The organism is Variovorax sp. PAMC28562 (genome assembly GCF_014303735.1).
Lineage (GTDB): Bacteria > Pseudomonadota > Gammaproteobacteria > Burkholderiales > Burkholderiaceae_C > Variovorax.
The window spans coordinates 993,887-1,016,277 of sequence record NZ_CP060296.1; the positions used below are offsets into that span (position 1 = coordinate 993,887).

9 protein-coding genes are annotated in these 22,391 nt (G+C 65.1%); 1 reads left to right on the forward strand and 8 read right to left on the reverse strand.

Annotation, left to right across the window (positions count from 1 at the left end):
- Window positions 1–12: 12 nt before the first annotated feature.
- The 3 genes from H7F36_RS04745 to mdeB form a co-directional block, all read right to left on the reverse strand.
- Window positions 13–1,719: a putative bifunctional diguanylate cyclase/phosphodiesterase gene (locus tag H7F36_RS04745; RefSeq protein ID WP_261802499.1), complete on the reverse strand. Its 1,707-nt coding sequence runs from the start codon at window positions 1,717–1,719 to the stop codon at window positions 13–15.
- 65 nt (window positions 1,720–1,784) lie between these two features.
- A complete protein-coding gene (locus H7F36_RS04750) occupies window positions 1,785–4,403 on the reverse strand; it encodes an autotransporter outer membrane beta-barrel domain-containing protein (RefSeq protein WP_187053598.1) in 2,619 nt (872 codons plus the stop codon).
- Between the two features lie 21 nt (window positions 4,404–4,424).
- Window positions 4,425–7,130 (reverse strand): alpha-ketoglutarate dehydrogenase, encoded by a 2,706-nt coding sequence (mdeB, locus tag H7F36_RS04755; RefSeq protein WP_187053599.1) that lies wholly within the window; start codon window positions 7,128–7,130, stop codon window positions 4,425–4,427.
- A gap of 122 nt (window positions 7,131–7,252) precedes the next feature.
- Here mdeB and H7F36_RS04760 point away from each other — a divergent pair, with 122 nt between their 5' ends.
- A complete protein-coding gene (locus H7F36_RS04760; RefSeq protein ID WP_187053600.1) occupies window positions 7,253–9,673 on the forward strand; it encodes a PhoX family protein in 2,421 nt (806 codons plus the stop codon).
- On the opposite strand, the gene H7F36_RS04765 is transcribed toward H7F36_RS04760, so the two are convergent.
- The 5 genes from H7F36_RS04765 to H7F36_RS04785 form a co-directional block, all read right to left on the reverse strand.
- The gene (locus H7F36_RS04765; protein WP_261802500.1) at window positions 9,589–9,978 is read right to left on the reverse strand and encodes a hemagglutinin repeat-containing protein; all 390 of its coding nucleotides are present in this window, start codon (window positions 9,976–9,978) and stop codon (window positions 9,589–9,591) included. The genes H7F36_RS04760 and H7F36_RS04765 overlap by 85 nt on opposite strands.
- Window positions 9,979–10,038: 60 nt before the next feature.
- On the reverse strand, window positions 10,039–10,464 hold the full coding sequence (locus tag H7F36_RS04770) for a hypothetical protein (RefSeq protein ID WP_187053601.1): 426 nt from the start codon (window positions 10,462–10,464) through the stop codon (window positions 10,039–10,041).
- 279 nt (window positions 10,465–10,743) lie between these two features.
- Entirely contained in the window at window positions 10,744–11,142 is a 399-nt protein-coding gene (locus H7F36_RS04775) for a hypothetical protein (protein ID WP_187053602.1), read from the reverse strand.
- Window positions 11,143–11,618: 476 nt separating this feature from the next.
- Window positions 11,619–11,921 carry a hypothetical protein gene (locus H7F36_RS04780; RefSeq protein WP_187053603.1) on the reverse strand — a complete coding sequence of 101 codons (303 nt, stop codon included), beginning with the start codon at window positions 11,919–11,921 and terminating at the stop codon, window positions 11,619–11,621.
- A gap of 9 nt (window positions 11,922–11,930) precedes the next feature.
- Entirely contained in the window at window positions 11,931–22,370 is a 10,440-nt protein-coding gene (locus tag H7F36_RS04785) for a hemagglutinin repeat-containing protein (RefSeq protein WP_187053604.1), read from the reverse strand.
- Between the last annotated feature and the right edge of the window lie 21 nt (window positions 22,371–22,391).

Consider the following 22,391-nt stretch of genomic DNA (forward strand, 5'->3'; position numbering starts at 1 on the left):
TGAGGCGTCGCCTTAAGCCGTAGGCGCCGCGTGTCCCCACGGCGGCGCGCGCTCGAACTCCGCGATCCACTCCGGAATCTGCGGCGCGAACATCGGCCGGGCGATGCCGTAGCCCTGGCCGAACGTGCAGCCGAGCGCCATCAGCGCATCGCCGTGCGCGACGGACTCGACACCCTCGGCGATGGCCTTGCGCCCGAGCCCGTGCGCCATTACCAGGATGCCTTCGACGATGGCCCGGTCTTCTGCGTCCTCGACCATGCCGCGCACGAAAGACTGGTCGAGCTTGAGCGCCGCCACCGGCAACTGGCGCAGGTAGGTGAGCGATGAATAGCCGGTGCCGAAGTCGTCCAGCGTGACCGGCACACCGAGCATCTTGCAGGCCAGGATGAAGTCGGCCACAGCACCGAAGTCCTTGATGGCGGTGGTTTCCAGGATCTCCAGTTCGAGCACGCCGGGCTGCAGTTGCGGATAGCGCGCCAGGTGCCGCGTCAGCCGCTCGATGAAGTCGGGCCGCAGCAAATGGCGCGGGCTGATGTTGACGCTGATCGACGTGCGCAAACCACCGTCGAGCCACGCTGCCGCCTGCCGCATCGACTCGCCGATGACCCAGTCGCCGAGCAGCTCGACCAGTTCGTGGTCTTCGATGAGCGGCACGAAAGCGACTGGCTGCAGCAGCCCGTATTGCGGATGTTGCCAGCGCACCAGCGCCTCCATGCCGATGACCTTGCCGTGCGCCATGTCGACCTTGGGCTGGTACGCGAGCACGAACTCGCTCTGCTCCAGGCCGTTTCGGATGCGCTGGCGAATCTGCTGCTCCTGGTGCTGCTCGAGCGCGCGCGACGCATCGAAATACTGCACCTGACTGCCACCACCGCGCTTGGCAAAAAAGAGCGCATAGCGCGCGTGCTGCAGCAGCACTTCGGTCGGCTCCTCGCCATAGCGCATCAACGCCACGCCGACGCTGACGCGAATGCGCGTGGTGCGCTCCTGCAGCCGGAACGGGTGGGCCAGTCGGGCCAGCACCTGCTCGATCAAATCGTCGCATTGCGCCTGGCTGGTGAAAGACATCACCAGCGCGAACTCGTCGCCGCCGACGCGGGCCACGGTGGCATCGTGCGGCACCGCCGCCTTGAGCCGGCGCGCAACTTCGCGCAACACGGCGTCGCCGCCGACCGGGCCAAAGCCGTCGTTGACGTTGCGGAACTGGTCGAGGTCGAGATAGCAGATCGCCAGCAGCCGCTCGGGGTCGCCGTCGTGCATGTGCGGCGCGCGCTGCAGTTCTTCGAGCGTCGGAATGCGGTTGGGCAGCCGGGTGAGTGCGTCGTGCCGCGACAGCATGTCGAGCCGCTCGGCGCGCACGCGGCTCATCTTCAGGCAGAAGCTCCACAGGATGGATTGGTCGTCCATGCGCTCCGCACGCATGTCGACCAGCAGGCCCTCGCCGTGCAGCCCGCGCAGGACGACGTTGTCGCGCTCGACCACGCCCAGCGCCGGCACCGCGACGTCGCTCAGGGCTTCGGTGTTGAATGCGGTTTTTGCGCCGAGCGTGGGGCCACCCCCGACTCCCGCTTCAACGGCCACCGGTTCGAGCACCTCGGCAAACGGCAGATCAGCCAGCGAGCCCGGCGCGTAGCCCAGCAGGTGGTGCGCGTCCACGTCGGCCCAGAGGATCTGCCCATCGCGAATCTTGAGGTGGCCGACGAGCGTGCGGGTGAACATGACAGCGATTGTTCACCAAAGTAGGCCCGCCCGGGTCGCCGCAATGGGCTCCGGCGCCCAAACAGCTACCAGCGCACCCGCATGCCGAGTTGTCCCTGCACACCCTTTTGCTCGGTGATGCCGATCGCGCCGATGTACGACAGCCCCGCATACACAGCCACCGGCTTGTTCAGGGCGCCGGTCACGCCGACGCCGACTTCCAGCGCGCTGGCATTGCGTCGCGTGCCCACGCTGGTGGCGGTCCCCAGCAACACGTCGCCGGTGCCGCCGAAGGTATGCCAGAGATTTGCCTTGAGGTAAGGCCTCCATTGGGCCGCCTCCGCGCCGAATCGCCCTTCGAGCCGGGCACCGAGGCGTGCGGTGATCGCGTGGTCTCGGGTGAAGCGGATCGCCGACACGCCGTCGTAGAAATCGTCGATCGTGCTGCGCTGCCAGATCAGCTGCGCCTGAGGCTCGAGCGTCGCGTGCTCGCCGAGCGCGATCGGGTAGCCGCTTTCGAGCGACGCGCTCACCGTGCTGCCATGCGGTCGGCCGCCGCGGGCCAGCGTCGACAGCGCGTCGACCTTGAACCGCGTGCCCATGAGCACAGCATCGCTGTACCAGCCGGACGCTGCGATGTGCGTCCAATAGGCGCCGACGCTGTAGCCCTCCACGCTCAAGCGGCCGACCGCCGCATCGGCGTATCCGCTCGACATGCCGCTGACATCGCCGCTGCCGCGCGTGTAGCCGGCCAGCAGACCGGCGCGGTCGCGTGCGCCGCTGTCGGTGGTGCGGGCGATGAAGTCGTGCCCCAGTTGCAGCCCGCTCACGGTACCGTCGAATTGCGGGTCGGCATCGCCGCGCAGGCGCTGCCGCGTGTTCTGGCCAAAGGCGCGGCCCCACGAGGCCTGCGATCCGTTGTCCCGGGTCAGCAAAGTCGTATCGCCCTGGCGGTCGTTGAAGGTGCTGAGCTGCGCCAGCCCGATACTGCGCACCACCATCGGCACGGCGCTATAGAGCGCGACCTCGGGGCGATACAGCGTGACCGGTTCCGACGCTGCCGCGGTGGCCGAGGCGATCGCCACTTCCGCCGGCGTGCCCGAGCCACCCGTGGTCGATAGGACCAGTGCCGTCGCCTCCGCGATCGACCCGACCACCGTACCGCCGACCGAGTAGCCCGACGAGCGCAGGTACCAGCTCTCTGGGTTGCCGCCGGTCGCGCCACCGCGAAACAGGCGATAGCCATAGGCACCGACTTCGAGCGGCTGCGTCAGCGAGAACGCGCCCGCCGCGGTCGTGCCGCCGTTGACCGTCTGCACCACCTGGATTCCATCGGCCCGCGTCGCCGCACCGAGACCGCCCCGGTTGACGACCTGGATGCCGGTGGACCCTGACGCACGGCCACCGTCGATGACCAGTTTGTCGGCTGGCGAGTTGTCGCTGCCGAGCACGGTGTTGAGCTGCATCAACGCACCGACGCCGGTGTAGTTGCCGCGCACCGTGAACACGCCGAAGCCGTTGCCGGCGCCCGGCCCCGGCAGCAAGGTGCCGCTGTTGGTCACGTTCCCGACGAACGTGCCGGTGCCCGCGACCGTGGTGCCGGGGAGCACCTGGATCACCGGGCTGGTGAGCGCGGCAGTGAGGTCGAAGCGGCCGCTCTCCACGCGGATGCTGTCGGTGAAAGTGGCGTCGGTCTTCCACGACCATTGCGTGCCGCGCATCGTCAGGTTGCGGAAGTTGCGAAACACGTTGTCGACCGTGCCCGTACCTTCGAGGAAACCGCTGCTGGTTGCGCCCCCCCCGTCGGCCGCGCCGCGAATGACCGAGCCGGTCTGCAGGATCAGCGTGCCGGTGCCCAGCGGTCCCATGAACACGGCGCCGTCGTTGGAGGTGCCGCCGTGGCCCTCGAGCGTGCCCGCGTTGACCAGCACGTCCTGGCCGTTCTGTCCGCGGTAGGCATACGAGCTGGCACTGAACATCGCGCCTCCCGCGCGGTTCTCGACACGCGAAAAGAAGGTGCTGGCACCCACCGTGTTGGCATGAACCGCATCGGCAAAGCCCGAGGTCGGTGATGTGTTGGCGCCCAGCGCGGTGATGGTGCCGGTGTTGATGAGCACGTTGGCTACGCCGTTGCCGCCCTGCATATAGACGCCCTTGGCCGCTGTGCCGTTGGTCGTGATGCTGCCGCTGTTGACGACCGTGTTACCCGGCCCGAAAGTGAAGACGCCGTGCGAGGCACCGCCTGTCGTCACGATGCTGCCAGCGTTGGTGATGAGAGTGCGCGTGCTGCTGCCCGACGGTGTCGAGATGCCGGCCGTGCCGCCGCTGGTGGTGCGGATCGCGCCGTTGTTCGTCAGCGTGTTGTCGTTGCCGGTCGCACCCATCGCCGCGCGCGCCGCACCCGAGCCGCCCGACACTGTGATCTGCCCGTTGTTGGTGATGCTGCTGGCGTCGCGCACCAGCAGTGCCTGCGTAGCGCTGGTGGCGAGCGAGGCACCCGGGCTCACGCTGATGTCGACGTTGGTACTGCCGGGATCGGCGATCACGCTGGTGGAACCAGTGATCACGCCGCTGCACACCACCGTGCCGCCTGTGGTCGGCGTCGTCGTGGGTAGGCAGGCCGCGTGGCCTGCGGTGCAAAACAGTCCGGCGCTCAGGGCGCTCACGACATTCACCGAACCCAAGGAGTATCGAAGCTTCAACATGCCCCGATATTTAGCATAGGGCTACGCCGTCGACCAGTCAGCTTTTAGATTGACATGGCGCACCGCCCGCACGATGCTGGCCGCATCGACACCGAAGAAATCTCGCAGTGCGGCGCGCGTGTCGCTGCGCCCGAAGCCATCGGTACCGAGCGTGAGGTATCGGCGGCCTTCGGGCAGGTAGGCGCGAACGCTCTCGGGCACGGCGCGAACGTAGTCGGTGGCGGCGACGATCGGACCTGCACCCTGGCCGAGCTGCTGCGCGATGAAGGGCGTCGATACGGCATCGCCACGCAACGCCGCCTGCTCGCACGCGGTACCGTCACGCGCCAGCTCGCTCCAGCTGGTAACGCTGAACACATCGACAGTTGCGCCTTCGCTCGCCAGTAGCTGCGCAGCCTTGACGACTTCGGTGAGGATGGCGCCGGAGCCCAACAGCGTGACGTGTGCGGCTTCCGTCTTACCCTTGGCTTCTCCATACCGCCCGAACCGATAGCACCCGCGCAACACATCCGCATGCACTTGCGCCGGCAGGCTCGGCTGCGCGTAGTTCTCGTTCATCAACGTCACGTAGTAGAAAACGTCCTTCTGCTCGACCAGCATCTCGCGCATGCCCGCATCGATGATCACCGCCATTTCGCCGGCGAAGGCCGGGTCGTAAGCCTTGCAATTGGGGATGGTCGCGGCGATCAAATGGCTGGTGCCATCCTGGTGCTGCAGCCCTTCGCCGCCGAGAGTGGTGCGGCCCGATGTGGCGCCCAGCAGGAAGCCGCGCGAGCGCTGGTCGGCAGCGGCCCAGATCTGGTCGCCGACGCGCTGGAAGCCGAACATCGAGTAGTAGATGTAGAACGGCAGCATCGCGAGGCCGTGCACGCTGTAGCTCGTCGCTGCCGCTGTCCAGCTGGCGATGGCACCGGCCTCGCTGATGCCTTCTTCCAGGATCTGCCCGTCGGTGGCTTCGCGGTAGCTCAGGATGGTGTCGATGTCTTCCGGCGCATAGCGCTGGCCCACGCTCGAATAGATGCCGACCTGCTTGAACAGGTTCGCCATGCCGAAGGTGCGCGCCTCGTCGGCCACGATGGGCACCACGCGCGGGCCCAATGCCTTGTCTTTCATCAGCGCGCCGAGCATGCGGACGAACGCCATGGTGGTGCTCATGTCCTTGCCGTCGGCCTCGAGCGCGAACTTGGCGTAGGCATCGATGGCTGGCACGGGCACCACGTCGCAGGTTGTCTCGCGCCGCGGCATCGCGCCACCGAGTGCTTCGCGATGCGCCTTCAGGTAGCGCATCTCGGCGCTGTCGTCGGCCGGCTTGTAGAAAGACAGCGAGGTCGCCTGCTCGTCCGAGAGCGGCAGGTTGAAGCGATTACGAAAGCCGATGAGGTCGGCACTCTCGAACTTCTTGTGCGAGTGCGTGGTCATCTTGCCTTGCCCCGCACCCATGCCGTAGCCCTTCTTGGTGTGGGCCAGGATGACGGTCGGCTGCCCGACGTGTGCAGCCGCTGCGGCGTAGGCGGCGTGGATCTTCACGAAGTCGTGGCCACCGCGCTTCAGGCGATCGATCTGTTCGTCGGTCATGCCTTGCGCCAGGCGCTTCAACTCTTCGTTCTGGCCAAAGAAGGTGTCGCGGTTGAAGCGGCCGTCCTTTGCGGCGAAGGTCTGCATCTGACCGTCGACCGTGTTGGCGAAGGCGCGGGCCAGCGCGCCGGTGGTGTCGCGCGCGAAGAGGCCGTCCCAGTCACTGCCCCAGATCAGCTTGACGACGTTCCATCCTGCCCCGGCGAAGAGCTTTTCGAGCTCGTCGATGATGCGGCCGTTGCCGCGCACCGGGCCGTCCAGGCGCTGCAGGTTGCAGTTGACGACCCACACCAGGTTGTCGAGCTTCTCGCGCGCGGCCAGGGTCAGTGCGCTCATGGATTCGGGCTCGTCCATCTCGCCGTCGCCGAACACGCCCCACACGCGTCGCTCTGCGACGTGTTTTCCGTTTTCATTGCGGGCGCTGCAGTCGAGCAGCTGCCGATCGGTGAGGTAGCGCATGAAGCGCGCGTGGTAGATCGAGCTGATCGGGCCGATGCCCATCGAGCCGGTCGGAAACTGCCAGAAGTCGGGCATCAGGTAGGGATGCGGGTAGCTGCTCAGGCCGCGTGCGCCCTTGCCCTGGGTGAAGGCGGGAGCGGTCAGCTCCTGGCGGTAGTGCAGCAGGTCGTCTTCGCTCAGGCGGCCTTCGAGAAATGCGCGTGCGTAGACACCCGGTGCGCTGTGCGGCTGGAAGAACACCAGATCACCACGATGGCCCTCGTTCTTGGCATGAAAGAAGTGGTTGAAGCCCATCTCGAACAGATCGGCCGCGCTGGCGTAGCTGGCGATGTGGCCGCCGAGTTCGCCGTAGGAATGGTTGGCGCGCACCACCATCGCCAGCGCGTTCCAGCGCATGAGGGAGGCCAGGCGTTCTTCGATCGCGAGGTCGCCGGGGAAGGCCGGTTGCGCATCGACGGCGATGGTGTTGACGTACGGCGTGCACAACTCGGGCTGCCAGCCGATGCGTTGAGCGCGGGCCTGCTCGGCAAGAGCGTCGAGGATCTGCTTTGCGCGCTCCGGGCCGTTGGCTTCGACCAGCGCGGCGAAGGCGTCGCGCCACTCGGCTGTTTCCTGCGGGTCAGGATCCCCTGTAGACGCTCCCGTGGGCGCGCCAGCGAGGACACTGAGTTGAAGCGTGGACAAGGCGTTCATTCGTTGGTTCCGATTCGGTGTGCTTCGACAGTATCGCCACTGCCGCGCATTGCCACGAAACCGTCATATCGCGTGGATATGGTCAGGCTCCCGTCAGCCAGCAACAAAAGCCATAGCCCGCCATGAACGATAGAACGCTTCCGACTTCTCTTGTCAATCCGTACGCCGACCCGGACGACTTCGACAACAACCCGAGCGCCAACACAGCGCTCGGTGACGTCATCGCCACACGCATGCATCGGCGGCATTTGCTGCGCGGCGGCGTCGGCGCACTCGCTGCCGCGACGCTCGGCCCGCTGGCACTGAGTGCCTGCGGCGGTGGCGGCAGCAGCGGCGGCTTCCCGATCATTCCGCCGGCGCCCGCTCCCGCACCGGTGCCCGCACCGCCGCCCCCTGCACCGGCACCCGCGCCAGCCGCTGGTCCAGCGCTGGGCTTCACGGCAGTGAGCAAGAGTCTGGCCGACAGCATCGTCGTGCCGCTCGGCTACACCGCGACGGTGATCTACGCGACCGGCGACTCGATCGATCCGGCCGTCAGCGACTACAAGAACGACGGCACCGACGACAACTTCGGCCGACGCAGCGGCGACCAGCACGACGGCATGCACTTCTTCGGCCTGACCGGCGACGGCAAGCCGACGCTGACCAACAGCGACCGCGGCCTGATGTGCATCAACCACGAAGCCATCAACGGCACGGTGGCCTTCATGCACCCGAACGGCCAGACCAATGCCGGCGCTACTGCCGGTGCACGGCCCGAAGCCGAAGCGCTGAAAGAAGTCGAGGCGCACGGCGCATCGGTGGTCGAACTCGCCCGCAGCGGCGGCAAGCTGGCAACCGTCAAGACATCGACCTTCAACCGCCGCATCACGCCGCGCACGCCGATGACATTCGGCGGTCCGGCCAAAGGCTCGGCCTTGCTGAAGACGCTGTACTCACCCGCCGGCACGACCACGCGCGGGATGATCGGCAACTGCGCCAGCGGGTACACGCCGTGGGGCACGTACCTCACTTGCGAAGAGAACTTCGCCGGCTTCTTCACCCGTGGCGCGGCCGACGATGCGCAACGCACGCCCAAGGAACTCACGGCCTTCCTGCGCATCGGGCTGAAGCAGAACGTGACGGGCGGCCAGCGCTGGTCGACCGTGGTTGCGGCCGACCCGGCAAGCACCGAATACCAACGCTGGAACGCCAGCAAAACCGGCGCATCGACCGATGGCACGGACGACTTCCGCAACACGCACAACACCTTTGGCTGGGTCGTCGAAATCGATCCGTACGACCTGTCGTCCACACCCGTCAAGCACACCGGCCTCGGCCGCTTCGCGCACGAAGGTGCATGGCCGAGCAACCCGGTTGTCGGCAAGCCGCTGGCCTTCTACATGGGCGACGATTCGCGCAGCGAGTACGTCTACAAGTACGTCTCGAAAGCCACCTGGATCGCGGCCGATGCGAACCCGAGCGACCGCCTCGCGACCGGCGCCAAGTACCTGGACGACGGCACGCTCTACGCAGCCAAGTTCAACGCCGACGGCAGCGGCACCTGGCTCAAGCTCGACCTGACCAACGCGGCGATTTCGGGCAACACGGCCTACGCTTTCACCGACCTGGCGGACGTGCTGGTCAACGCGCGTCTGGCTGCCGATGCGGCCGGCGCCACCAAGTGCGATCGCCCCGAGTGGACGGCGGTGAACCCGCTCAATGGAGAGATCTACATCACCATGACGGAGAACCCGGACCGCGGCAACGTCGGCTCCACCAGCAACAACAACGTGCCCAACCCCGACGTGGATCCGGCCTTTCCGCGCTACTGGCTCGACAACAAGGCCATCACCACGCAAAACGCTGCGGTGCAGGCCAACAAGGGCGACGTCAACGGCCAGGTCATGCGCATTCGCGAGACCGGCAACGACGCATCGGCCACCACCTTCAACTGGGACATCTACCTGTTCGGCAGCCAAGCCAAGGCCGATGCAGGGCTGGACGATGTCAACTACCAGAAGAACGTGAACCTGTCGGGCCTCTCCGACTTCAATGACCTCTCCAAGCCCGACGGCTGCTGGTTCTCCCGTGCCAGCGGCATCCTGTGGATCGAGACCGACGACAACGCCTACTACGACGTCACCAACTGCATGCTGCTGGCTGCCATTCCGGGCACGTACGGCGACGGCGGAAAGATCGACGTGGTGAACCAGGCCAACGGCAAGCCGGGCACGGCCGGCACCGCACCGGTGACCGTCACGACCTATGCCGGCAAGAAGATGACCGACACGATTTTCAAGCGCTTCTTGACGGCGCCGAAGGGATCGGAAGTGACTGGCCTGGCCGAGTCGCCGGACGGCAAGGCGCTGTTCATCAACATCCAGCATCCGGGCGAGAACACCGCCGCCGCGAACATCGGTGACCCGACCAAGTACGAGAGCCATTGGCCAGGCACCGGCGCCGGCATCGCGCTGCCTTATGGTCCCGGTGGGGCCGTAGCGCGACCGCGTTCGGCAACGGTGATGATCACCAAGAACGACGGCGGGGTCATCGGGTTGTAGACGTTGAGAGTGCCGCCGACATCGGCTTTGACCGTGTCGGCGGTGAGCGCGAGCACAGCACGCGACTGGCTCGCCCCCACATCGTGGGCGAAGCCGTTCTGCTCGCCCACGCTGTAGCTGGCGCCCAGGGTCTGCTTGCTGCCGCTGGAACTGCCGGTCTGGGTGGTGGTGTTCTGTGCGGCTTGGAGCGTGACGGCGTTGTCGGCGTCGAGCGTGACGTTGCTGCCGCTGAGGGTGGCACCGGTGGCGGTGGCGGTGGCGGTGAGGTTGCTGTCGGCACCGCCGCCGGTGGCCGTGATTTTCACGTTGGCGGCCGCCCAGACGGTCGAGCCGACCGCCGTGCTGCTGGTTTCGGTTCTGGCGAATTAAGCCTGACTTTGGTTATGAAACAGTTCGACGCCTAAACCAATATTTCGAGTTTGAAAGAAACTCATCGTCTCTAAGCTCAGGACACCACCAACATTGGAAACATCGAAGATGTCAATCCATAGATTGGTTAGCGTTTTCAATTCCTTAAGCATTTTGAAATTTGCACCGTTGGCCTCCAGTTTTTCAAACAGTTCAACGGCACTTCGGAACGGATCTTTTTGGGTCATTAATTCTTCACTCCGACCCCATAAGCTGTCGGCGTAAAACCCTGCCAACCTCTCCCCTGTAGGCGCGCGTCGCATCAAGCCCACGCTGTGGCCAATTTCAGGCTCATGTGCTACCGCCAGCGTGATGTCTTCTAATGTGAGCGTTGGGTGCCTTACGACAAGTCGGAGCACGATGTTCGAAAGTTGTTTTTGCATGTTTTCCTAGCGCCTTCTATCGCGATCTCGGCCCGTCCTTCCACTTGGTCGCCCCGATCCCGTAAAGGTGGATGCAGGTCCGTTGTCGGTCCAAGTACCGTCGGGATTTTGACTCCAGACATCGCTATTGGGCGAAATACGGATCGTCGCAAACCCATGGCGCGTTGCATGATCACCTTGCGACAGCTCTGTTGCCGCGGGTGTCGGATTGCTCAGCAAGGCGCCTGCAGAGTGCTGAGTCAGCGTCGTCGTAGTTTGACGATATTGCTGCTCGTCAGACTAAAGGTTCTGAGCAAAGTATCTGTCAACAAGCGCAATATCGGCCTGTGTCCACTTTAAGGCTTTAATACAGACTGCCTTACGCAACCTCTCATGAAAATTAGCTCTCACCGCTGAAGATCGCAGATGACGCATTTCCATAAGAACAGAATATTTTGCCGCCGAATGAATTGATGAAAATATCGCAGTATGCAAATTTCTCATAATTATTTCTTCAGGATCTTCAATATAAGAGTCAGCAATATTGTCAACCTGTAGCGCAAGCCCTAAAACACTGTAATTTTCTGCGTCAGCTCTTTCCAACCGACGCATTTCTATTATGGGCGGCCAATCCTGCAATGCCCTCTCAAAGAGTATTGGAAAATAAAGACCTGAGGCATCCAATTTATTTAAGGTCATTTTCGAATTCTTCCATCTGACCACACACTGTTGGGTTTATCTCCACGCTCCCAAGCATCCTTACTTGGCCAACGTTTCCGCTGTTCGCCGCCGTGGCCTGAAATATCACGCTCCCAGACCGACCCATCGTTGGTGTCCAATTTACCCCGTGTGCCTCGGATATTTTCAAAGTCACCTGGCATGTTGCCTGGATTGTTCGGATGGGAAACTGAGCTGCTGGCTGGATCCTCCCTTGCCTGGTGCAGTATTCGAGGCCGCCTGCAAGACAAGATTTGCGAAATCAGCGTACTTGCCCCAGATGACATCGAGGATAGAGCTTGGTTTGATCAGGTCGTCCAGATTGAGGTTGGGCAACGGCGGCGGCCCAACCCATTGCTCAATGGAGGGATCGTAGCGTCCTTGGCAATTGCAACTCGAGCCCCCGTTTCTCTGCCCCTATGGCGCCAAGTTCGCCTTTTGTGACTAACTCTCGTTCATCAGGAAGAAAAGACTTTCTCGTACCAATAGTTTTTTTTATCAGTAAACCACTGGTCAGGATGATTTATTGTCAACGGTCTTAGACACTTTAAATCCAACGAGTACCGCGAAAGCAGACCAACAAGATCATAGAAGCTTCCGCGATCCATAGGAGTAGGAATCGTTAGGTTTAACCCAGATTGAGTTCCAACATACTTGGAAATTCCATCAATGCCTGAAAGCCATGTGAAGAAATTGCGTTCATCTGCCTCGCAATAAAACTGCGCAGGCTCAGGAACAACAACGGAAGTCAAATTATTCATGTCAATCCTTTAACGGAGTGGTGGTCGAACATTTTTGTAGCCACCACCGGGCGATTGAACGTCCCAGTGAGCACCTCCGTGAGCACGGCCGCCTTGGCCCGAGGGTACCCACACATTTCCATTTGCATCCAACCAACCATAGCTACCACCGCCGCGTCCCGGATTTGGGTTCGGGACCCATTGATCACCTCCACTAGGCTCTTCAAATCCAACATCTTCGCGGGGTTTGCCTGGCGCCTTAGGGCCTGACGGATCGTACGCATTTTGTGGAGGCTTGGCATAAACTGCTTGACCGTTTAGATCCTGCGATGAAATCGTCATCGCCTGCAAAACCAAATTCGCGAAATCAGCGTACTTGCCCCAAATGACATCGAGGATAGAGCCTGGTTTGATCAGGCCGTCCAGATTGAGGTTGGGCAACGGCGGCGGTCCAACCCATTGCTCAGTCGATGGATCGTAGTGGCCTTGGCAGTTGCAGTTCGCGCCACCATTTATTGCCCACGCGGCGCCCAGTTCGCCTGCTGTGGCCGCAGCGGCTGCCGCAGCAATCGGAAAAACAACCTGCGTCGCTGGACTGACCGTCTCATTGTTTCCGACAACGCGGTCCCCGTTTCCACTGCCCCCTGGCAGGTATCTCGCGAGAGCGTCATAAAAGCTCTGTAGCCTCGCGATATCCAGGCGCTGTGCATCCGTCAAGCCGGGATCGCTGCCCAAAGCAGCCAGTTGGTCACCAGCAGCCTGAATCACTTCAGGGGTGATTTGCACGTTCGTGCTTCCTGCCTCACTGCTCAACGCCGTTTGAAATCCCGCGACCAGCATGTCACCGATCGTTTTCACAACATCGGGGCCGATCGAAACAATGACTCCTGTGGCAGCCGAAGTGATCTGCACCTGCGTCTGCACCTCGCTCAGCAACGCGCCGGCATCGGCGTACTGCTGCGTCAGCCCGTTCGACGAGTCGCCCGTCCGCACGGCCGTGTTGCCCCCGATCCCGGAGATTCCTGCTGTCGTCACGCTGGTCTGACTGCCGCCTGCGCTGCCGAAGCCGTAGCCACCCCCGATGCCGCTGCTGGTGGTGGGAGTGCCGTCCTGGCTCAAGCCGTTCGACTGCGAGCCGCTGTAGCTGGCGTTCAGGCTGTAGCCGCGCCCGCTGCCGATGTCGTAGTTGACGATGTTGCTGGTCGTCAGGCTGCCGGTCGCGAACGTGTTCACTCCGGCGTCCACCGCCCCCTGCGTGCTGGCAATGACCCCGCCCACCAGATTCGTGCTGCTTCCTACATTGACCTGGAAGCCGCCGTCCCCGGCCTGGATGCCGGTTGATTCGTTGACGCTGGCGTAGCTGCCGTTGCCCTTGGCCGTGTTGCCGCTCACGCTGCCCGTCACCGGGGTGCCTGCACACCAGATCACGCACAGGCTCACATCGAAGCCACCACCGCTTTGTTTGGAAGTGGAGGTGCTGGTGTCCTGCAGGCTGGTGATGTTGAGATTGCCCCCGACATCGGCCTTCACGGTGTCAGCGGTGACCACGGCGCCCGACAGGGTGGTGTTGCCGCCGCTGCGGATGATGACGGTATTGTCCGCATCCACATAGGTGTTGACCTGGGTCACGTCGCGGCCGTTGCCGCTGCCCTTGGACTGGCTGACACCGACATCGATGGTGAAGCCGTTCTGCTCGCCCACGCTGTAGCTGGCGCCCAGGGTCTGCTTGCTGCCGCTGGAACTGCCGGTCTGGATGGTGGTGTTCTGTGCGGCTTGAAGCGTGACGGCGTTGTCGGCGTCGAGCGTGACGTTGCTGCCGCTGAGCGTGGCACCGGTGGCGGTGAGGTTGCTGGCGGCACCGCCGCCGGTCGCCGCGATCTTCAGGTTGCCCGCCGCCCACACGGTCGAACCGACCGCGGTGCTGCTGGTTTCGGTGCTGGTGGTGGCGGTGTGGCTGTTGGTCAGGTCGGCGCCGACCTTGTAGCCGAGCGCGCCACCGGCCGCCACCGACGAGGCCGCCTGGTAAGCCTGGTATCCCTGATAGTCCACGGTGGCCGCGCCCAGCGCCTGCATGCGGCCGTCGCTGGTGCGGGTGGTCGCCTGTGCGGTGTCGAAGGCGCTGCGTGCCGCATTCACGATCGGCACGCTGAGCGTGCCGCCCACGGTCAACTGGCTGCCCTGCGTGGTCAGCGTGCGCGAAGTGGTGTCGTACGCCGCGTTGATGACGACGGTCTTCGCGCTGATGTCGATGTTGCCGGCCTTGCCCTCGGCGCCGGTGTCCAGCGCAAGCACGTCGCTGGCGGTCTGCGTGTAGATGCCCCCTGCGGTCAGTTTGACGTTGCCGTTCAGGCTGGCGATGCGACTGCCCACCTGCGTGGTGTCCGATTCCTTGCCCGTCCCGCTGCTCTGCGCCGTTCCGACCGCCGGCTTCCAGACGGTGCCTGCGTTGCCCGTGGTGTGGCGGGTCGAGTCGGTGTCGGTGCTGCTGCTGGCTTCGGCGTTCTGGATCGTCAGGTTGCGAACAGCGTTGACCGTGATGTCGTTGTCCGCGACCAGCGTGGCGCCGGTAACGGTGGTGTCGCGTCCGCTGTGGATGTCTATGCTGCCGGCGGACAACGCGCTGCCCACGACCTGGGTGCCGGTCTGGGTGTTGTCGTCGGTGCCCTGCTTGCGGGTGAGCAGGTTGACTGCGGCCGGGTCCGGAATGCCGGTGGCCAGTGTCTCGACCACGCCGGGACCGGCCAGGAACTTGCCCAGCCCGGTCGACGAACGCTGCTGCGCCACGCTGACAGATGCCGAGCTCGTGTTCCGGTCCGACAGGACGTTCACATCGCGCGTCGCCGAAATGGACAGCTTGTCCTGCGCCGCAATGTAGCCACCGACCACGGTGAAATCGTTGCCCGCGCTGAAAGTAGCGTCCTTGCCGGCGGTGAAGCTGCTGCCGATGGCCGTGTCGCTGCTGCCCGAAGCTTTGACCTGGTTGTCGGTTTTCTTGAGCAGGCCCTTGTCGGTCCAGTTGGCCGCATAGGTCATGTCGGTCGCCGAGCGACCGGAGTCGATCGTGATGTCGTTGCCCGCCTTGACCTCCAAATCGCCTACGGCACTCACGTTGGCCTGCCGTGCGGTCAGGTCGTTGCCCGCCGCCAGCGTCACGTTGCCGCCACCGGATACCGACGAGCCCACCTCGGCGGTGGCCTTCACCGTCGTTCTCGACCCTGTCGACAATCCCACCATCGACGTCGCCACCGTCACAGTTCCAAGGTTGAGATTGTTTCCCGCGTTGACCACGGTCTCGCCCGTGCCGGCGTTGCGCAGGATCGCGCCGACGACGTTCACGTCGTGTCCCGCGCTGGCGATCAGGATGCCGCCGGGGTTCGTTACGTACAGGCCCGCCACGCGGTCCACGTTCGTCGAGACACCGCCAATGCCCGCGTTTCTCTGCGTGGTGGTCCGGACGTTCAGGTCGCCCCCTGCCTTGAGGGTCAGCGCATCGCGCGCATCCACCGTGCCGCCGATGATGTTCAGGTTGCCGGTGGTGGTCAGCGCCACGTTGCCGCCCGAGATGCGTCCGCCGAGCACGTCGATGCTGCTCGCATCGATCTTCACCGCCGTTCGCCCGGCGATGGTCCCGGAGTTCACCACGCCGCCCTGGCTCTGGATGTTCACCGTGTTGCCGCTGAGCAGCGCACCGCTGCCGTCGATGTCGCCCGGCCGAACGCGCACATAGACCTGCGGCACCAGCACCTGCTGGGTGCTGCCGTCCGGCAACGTCACTGTCTGTTCGACCAGCCAGACGATGTCGCTGGTCAGTTGCGCCATCTGCGCTGCGGTCAGTGCGACACCAACGCTCAAGCCGTATTGCTTCGCAAAAGCGACGCCGGCATTCATCAGCGCCGTGTACTCGGTCTCGTCGCTGCTGAAGCCGTCGACATAGCGATAGCCGGTGAGCTGCGCGACCTGCTGCTCGATCAGGCGCTGCTCGTACTGGCCGTCACCCAGGCGTTTGAGCGTGGTGTTGGGGTCCAGGCCCAGGTTGTTCAGCAGGTAGTCGCTGCTGAGCCATTGGCGGTAGCTGGCGAAGGCCGGATCGGTCTCGATGAGGAAGTGGCTGTTGGCGCCGGGGAGCACCTTGAACAGGCTGGCCGTGGGCACTGTGAGATTGGGCGTGCTGGTGCGCACCACCATCGGCGTGTTCGCCGAAGCGCTTGTTGTGCCGCCGGTCGTCCCGGTACCGGGTGCCGCTGCACCGCTGCCGCTGACCGTTGCGGCGCCAGTGGCTCTGACGGCGACGAGCAAGGCACCCGACTGGAAGGTCGCGTCGCCGCTGCTGGCGGTGGACGGACCGTTGACCGCCGAAGCGACTTCGACGATGACGCCGGCGTGGCCAGGGCCGGCCGCGCCGCCGGTACGGCCAGCGGTAGCGCCAGAGCCGGCGCTGGAAGCCGCGTCGACGTTGTAGCCACCGCCCGGTGCCTGGTGGTCGACGTACTCGAAGCCGCCCACCGAGATGGTGTTGGTGGTCGTCATCGACGAGAAGACCAGCAGCACAGGAAGCTGGCCCTGTGTCGTGGCCGTGTAACCCCATGCGATCGGGTTGGTCGTGCTGGTGGTCGTGCCTTGGGTGGCCTGGTTGTCCACATCGTTGGCGGTCAGGGCGCCGCCCGCAATGATCTTGCTGTCGCGGTTCAGGACGTGGCCATTGAGGGCCATGTCACCACCCGACGTGATACGCGCCGGATCGCTGTTGACAGCGGTGTCGGTCTGGGTGGTCGTGGTGAGATGCCAATCGGCATAGCCGAAGCCGACCAAGCTCACGGTGCCGTCCGCTGCCCGGTGATAGACCGCCCGCGTGGCGGGATCGCCCCAAGTGTCGTCGTAGCTCCAGATCTTGCTGTCCGATTGCGTCGACAGGTAGGTGACCTCGGTCGGGCCCGTGGTCAACCGCTGCACCGTCAGATGCGTGTCCAGGTTGTTGATGGCGCCCATCGCGATGTCCATGCCGCCGAGCGATTCAATGGCCGCGCTCAGATTGTTGAGCGTGGCGCCGGAACCGACCGCCACGCGGTTGGCATCTAGCGCGCCGCCGATCGCCATGCTGCCGCCGCTGAAGAGCAGCGCGTGCTCGCGGTTGTTGACCGTCCCCGCACCGATGTTCAGGCTGCGCCGTGCCGCGACGGTGCCCGCCGAAACGACGCCGCCGACCGTCTCGGCGTCGTTGTTCAGCGTCCCGGTGCCGATGGAGACCGCGTCACCGTAAATGCGCCCGGTGCCCAGGTTGTTCACGACGCCGGCGTCGATCCGAGTCGCCCCGTCGCTGTTGATGAAGCCCCGGTTGGTCAGCGTGCCGCTTGCCACCACCGTGGTGTCCGACCCGCTCATTTCGCCGGTGGCGGTGTTGGTCACGTCCCTGCCGCGGGCCGTCAGCGTGCCGCCGGCGATCAACCGCCCGTTGTTCGTCAGGGTGCCGGTGGTGGCGTACGTCAGGTTGCCATTGGCGCTGACGACAGCGTTGTTGACGATGTCCTGCGTCAGTGCGATGGACAGGTCCCGGCCGGAGGTGAGTGTGCCGTCGGCGCTGAAGCGCGCCGCGTCGATCACCAGGCTGTTGTTGGCGACCAGCACTCCGCCGGTGTTGATGACCTCCAGAGTCTTGGCGGCCGGGTTCGATGCGTTCGGGTCGACGATGGCCAGTGTGTCGACTGCGGAGATCAGGCCGTTCACGTTCGACACCGTGCCCGCGCTGGTAACCGTGACGTTGCGGTCGGCCCGGATCGCGCCTGCGTCGTTGAAGAGCGTGCCGGCCGTGATGGCGACATCCAGACCTTCCATGCCTTGGTTGGTACCCGAGGTGTGGCTGTTGTCGACGGTTGCGGCGCTGACGGTGGTGATGCCGCCCGAGCGGACCAGGCCGCCGCTGTTCAAGGCGCTGCCGGCGTTGACGGTGAGATCGCCAACGGCCAGGGTCTGGCCGCCGGTGTTGTCGTAGGCTGCGCCCTGCGTGTTCACAGCAACGGACGACTGGCCGAGCATGAGGCCGACATTGACGTTGGAGACAGTGCCCGTGGTGGCCGTGAGGACGCCAGCGGCGCCGATGAAGCCGGCCGCGTTGTCGAGGGCGCCGGTGTTCAGCGCCAGGGTGCCGGCACTGACGATGCCGCCCTGCCCGTTGGCGTAGCCCGCTGCGTTCGTGTTGCTCAACGCTTGGCCGTTGGTGTTGACGGTCATCGCACCGCCGCTCTGCAGCAGGCCAGCGTCGTTGGTCAAGGCACCCGACGCGATGTCCAGCGTGGTGACGGCACCGATAGTACCGAGCGCATTGCGCAAAGCACCGCCATGCGTGTCGATCGACACGGCGTTGCCGGTGATCTGGCCGGCGTCGTCGACCAGGCGCGCGTTCGAGAGCGTGGTGTTGCCGCCCGCCAGCAGGCTGCCCGCCGTGTTGACAGTGGTGCCGCTGGTGGTGACCGCAAGCTCGCCGTTCGCGGCGATCACCTTGCCGCCGGTATTGTCGAGGCTGGTGGCCGTGAGCGTGGTGCTGCCGTTCGATGCCAGTGTGCCGGCCACGTTCGTGGCGACACCGCTCGAGTTTGCGGTGAGGTTGCCGACCGCCGTCACGCTGCCCGCGTTGTTGTACAGGCTGCCGACGCTCAGCACGACATTGCTGCCCGCCGACATCGTGCCCGCTGCACTGTTGTCGAGGAGGCCGGTGGTGGTGACGTTCAGGTCCGCCGTGCCCGCCGCGCGGATCGACCCGCCCTGGTTGGTGAGACTGCCCGACGCGATGGATGTGCCGCCATTGCTGGCGATGACACCGGCGTTGCCGTTGTCGATCGCACCCACCACCGTGATGGCGGTCGCGCCCGTTCCGGTCTGCACGATCTGGCCGCCCCGGTTGGAAAGCGATCCGGCGCTGAGCGTGATCTGCCCGGCCGCCATGCTGCCGCCGTCCTGCGACCAAGCGCCGGTGGCGTTGGCGACGAGCGCACCGTTGGTCACGACGCTGCCGCCCGCACCGCTGAAACTGCCCGTCGTGATGTCCAGCGTTCCGGTGCCGGCCTGCTGGATCTGGCCGCCAGCGTTCGACAGCGTGCCGGCAGTGACGTTCAGGTCCGTGCCGTTGCTGCCGATGCGCCCACCGTCGTTGGTGAGCGTGCCGGTGGCGGCAATGTGCGTCGTCCCGGTGCCGGTCTGCGTGATGGCGGCGCCGTTCTCATTCCCGAGGTTCAACGTGTCGAGCGTGATTTGCTGCGCGGTGGTCGCGCCGCCGTCCTGCCGGTAGTCGCCGGCACGGACCACCAGGGCGCCGTTGCTGCCGACCTGGCCGTTGCGGGCGCTGTAGCTTTGCGCCTGCAGTGCCAGCGTCCCGGCGCCGGCATGCTCGATCGTGCCGTCCGTGTTCAGCAGGGTGGCGCTGGCCGAACCCAGCTTCAGGTCCACGCCGTTGGTGGCGATGCGTCCGTCCGTATTGTTCAGCGTGCCGGCGACCGCGATGTCGGTGCCCCCGGTACCGCTCTGCACGATGATGCCGCGCTGGTTGCTCAGGTCGGTGGCCCTGAGCGTGATCCGTTGCGCAGCGAGCTTGCCGTCGTCCTGGCTGAAGCGACCCGCCTGCACGAGCAGCGCGCCGTTGCTCACCAAGCTGCCACCGGCGCCATCGAAGGTGCCCGCCGTCAGCGCCAGCGTGCCCGTGCCGGCGTGCGCGATTTGGCCTTGCGTGTTGAGGACTGTCCCGCCTGAGAGCGTGAGGTTCACGCCGTTGGTCGATACCGTACCGGCGGTGTTGTCCAGGGTCCCGGGGGTTGCGATGCGCGTGGCGCTCGTGCCGGTCTGCACGATCTGCCCGCTCCGGTTGGACAGCGATCCAGCGTTGAGCGTGATCTGCTGCGCCGACAGGCTGCCGCCGTCCTGCACGAAGGCACCGGTGACCTGGCCTGTGAAGGCACCGTTGGTGACGATGCTGCCGGCAGCACCATTGAGGCTGCCGGCCGCAATGCCGAGCGTGCCGCTGCCGGCATGCTGGATCTGGCCGCCGGTGTTGACGATGGAAGCCGCCGAGAGCGACAGATCCTGGGCGTTGCTGGAAATCGTGCTGCCGGTGTTGTCCAGGGTGCCGGACACGGCGACCGTGCTGGCCGCGGTGCCGGTCTGCACGATCTGGCCTCCCCCGGTGTTGGCGATGTTGGCCAGATGCAGATCGAGCAGGTTCGCACTGACCACGCCATCGTTGTTCACCAGCGTCTGGCCAGGCTGCGCGCTGGCGACGATCGACAGTGTGCCGGGGGTCGTTATCGTTGCCCGGCTGGTGGTGACGTTGCCCTGCGTCGCGGTGATGCCTATGGTGGACGCGCTCGTGCTGCTGGCCGAGAGATCCACGCTCGCTCCCTGCAACGATGCATTGCCGGCCGCGAGGTTGATGCCGCCAGCAGCGAGACCGTTGACCGTGGTGACCTTGAGGTCGCCAACAGTTGCAAGGCTGCCGTCTGCCTTGATGCCGGCACCGAGCACACCTGTCGTGCCGCTCAGGCTGTCGGCGGTGAGGGTCGTGTTGCGTTGGGCCGTGATGCTGCCGTTGTTGACCGCCGCACCGGTCACGGCGACGTTCGCATCGTTGCCGGCCCGCAGCGAACCACCTGCACCGTTCACGAGCGAGCCCGCCTGCACCGACAGGTCGGTGGCCGCAGCGATGCGGCCCGTGCTGGTCAGCGCGTTGGCAATGTTCACGGAGGTCCCGGCCGCTGCCGAACTCACCGAACCCAGGGTGTTGTCAAGCGACGCCGCATGGATGGAGACAGCCTGGTTGGCGAGCAAAGAGCCCGACGAATTCAAGATCGCACCGGTCACCGCTGCGCTCAGGGCACCCGCACCCGAAATGCTGCCGCGTGTGTTGTCGAGCTTGCCGCCGACGGTCAGGTTCGCATCGTTGTCGCTGGTGAGCGTGCCGTCGACATTGAGCAGGTCGCCTGTGGTGTGAATGTCCAGGCTGCCCGCGTGCAATGTTCCCGTCGAATTGTTGAAGGTGTCGAGGTTGGCCGTGAAGGCGCCGCTGACGTTCAACGTGCCACCCTGGTTGGAGAAGCCCGGCTGGTTAAGCGCCATGCTGGCCACGGAGAGCGTGCCGCCGCTGTTGACCAGGTTGGCGCTCTGCAGCGTGATGGGGCCACCGGCGAAGATCTTGCCGCCGTCGTTCAGGATCGAGCCGCCGGCGCTGATCGTGCCCGGTGTAGGAGCAACATAGGCCGGCGCTGCAGTCGGGGTGCCAGTGGCCGCGGCGGCCGTCGTAGTCCCTGTCGTGTTGGCCGTCGCGGTGCCCGCAGCAGGGCTGGCGACCGGTGCGGCGGTCGTACTCGACACGACCGGCACCTGCTCGGCGCCGATCCAGCCGCCTGCGGTGTTGCTTACTGTCGGGGCGGTCAGCGTCAGCGAAGCTCCGCTGGTCTGGCGAATCGTGCCGCCGCGGTTGACGATGTCGCTGGTGCTCGCAAGCTGCACACTGGGGCCTTCGAGCGTGCCGGTGTTCTCCAGCCGGCCGGCAGCAGTGACGACCAGACTGCCGGCGCTGGCGCCGATGCTGCCGGCATTGCGCACACCGAGGCCCGCTTCGGTTCCGATCAGAATGATCTTGCCGCTGTACATCCCACCCAATCGCGCCACGTCGAGCGCGAAGGTCGGTGCCGCGCCGGTGCCTGTGGTCGGCGTGATCTGGCTGTGGTCGGCACTGACCTGGTTGGCGCCAGTGACCACCTTGAGGTCGGTCGCATAAATGGCAGCATTCACGTTCACCGCCCGCGCCAGGATGGCGGCGTAGTCGGTGGTGCTGGCGTCCAGTCCGGCACCGTCGATGGTCACCGTGCCCCCGCGCACCAGGAAGCTGTCCAGCCCGCCCAGGGCATTGAGCTGCGGTGTGCCGGTGGTGAGCGTCAGGCGGCTCGCATTGATGGTGCCGCCACCGTCCACGCTGATGCCAGCCGGGTTGGCGATGATGATCTCGGCGCGCTGGCCGGCCACTTCCAGGTAGCCGCGCAACTGCGTGGCGCTGCCGCCGTTGACCTCGGTCAGGATGATGCGTGCCGGCCCGGTCGCGAGGAACGAGTTGCCCTGCACATAGCCGCCGAGCTGTGTCTGCACGGCAGTGCGGCTGTTGTTCAGGATGACGCCGTTGGCACCGACGTTGAACTGGCTGTAAGTGTTGTGGCTAACGCCGGCCGCCGAGGGGGTGGCGATGTTGACCAGGGGCACGCCGTTGGGTGCGACCAGCACGGCGGCGCGCTGGCTGGTGGGTGCCATCGGACTGGCCGCGATCTGCGCGTAAGCAACAGAGGCCGGTGATGCCGCCAGCAAGGAAACCAGCGCGGTTGCGACGACGGCCGAGGTGGCGCCCGTCGCCTTGCCGGCGCTCCTGGCCGTTTCCTGCACGACCATGCGAATGCCGCGGGAGGCGTTGAAGATGATGCGGTGAAGATGCTTGTTCATGTTGTTGTATCCCTGGCGCTC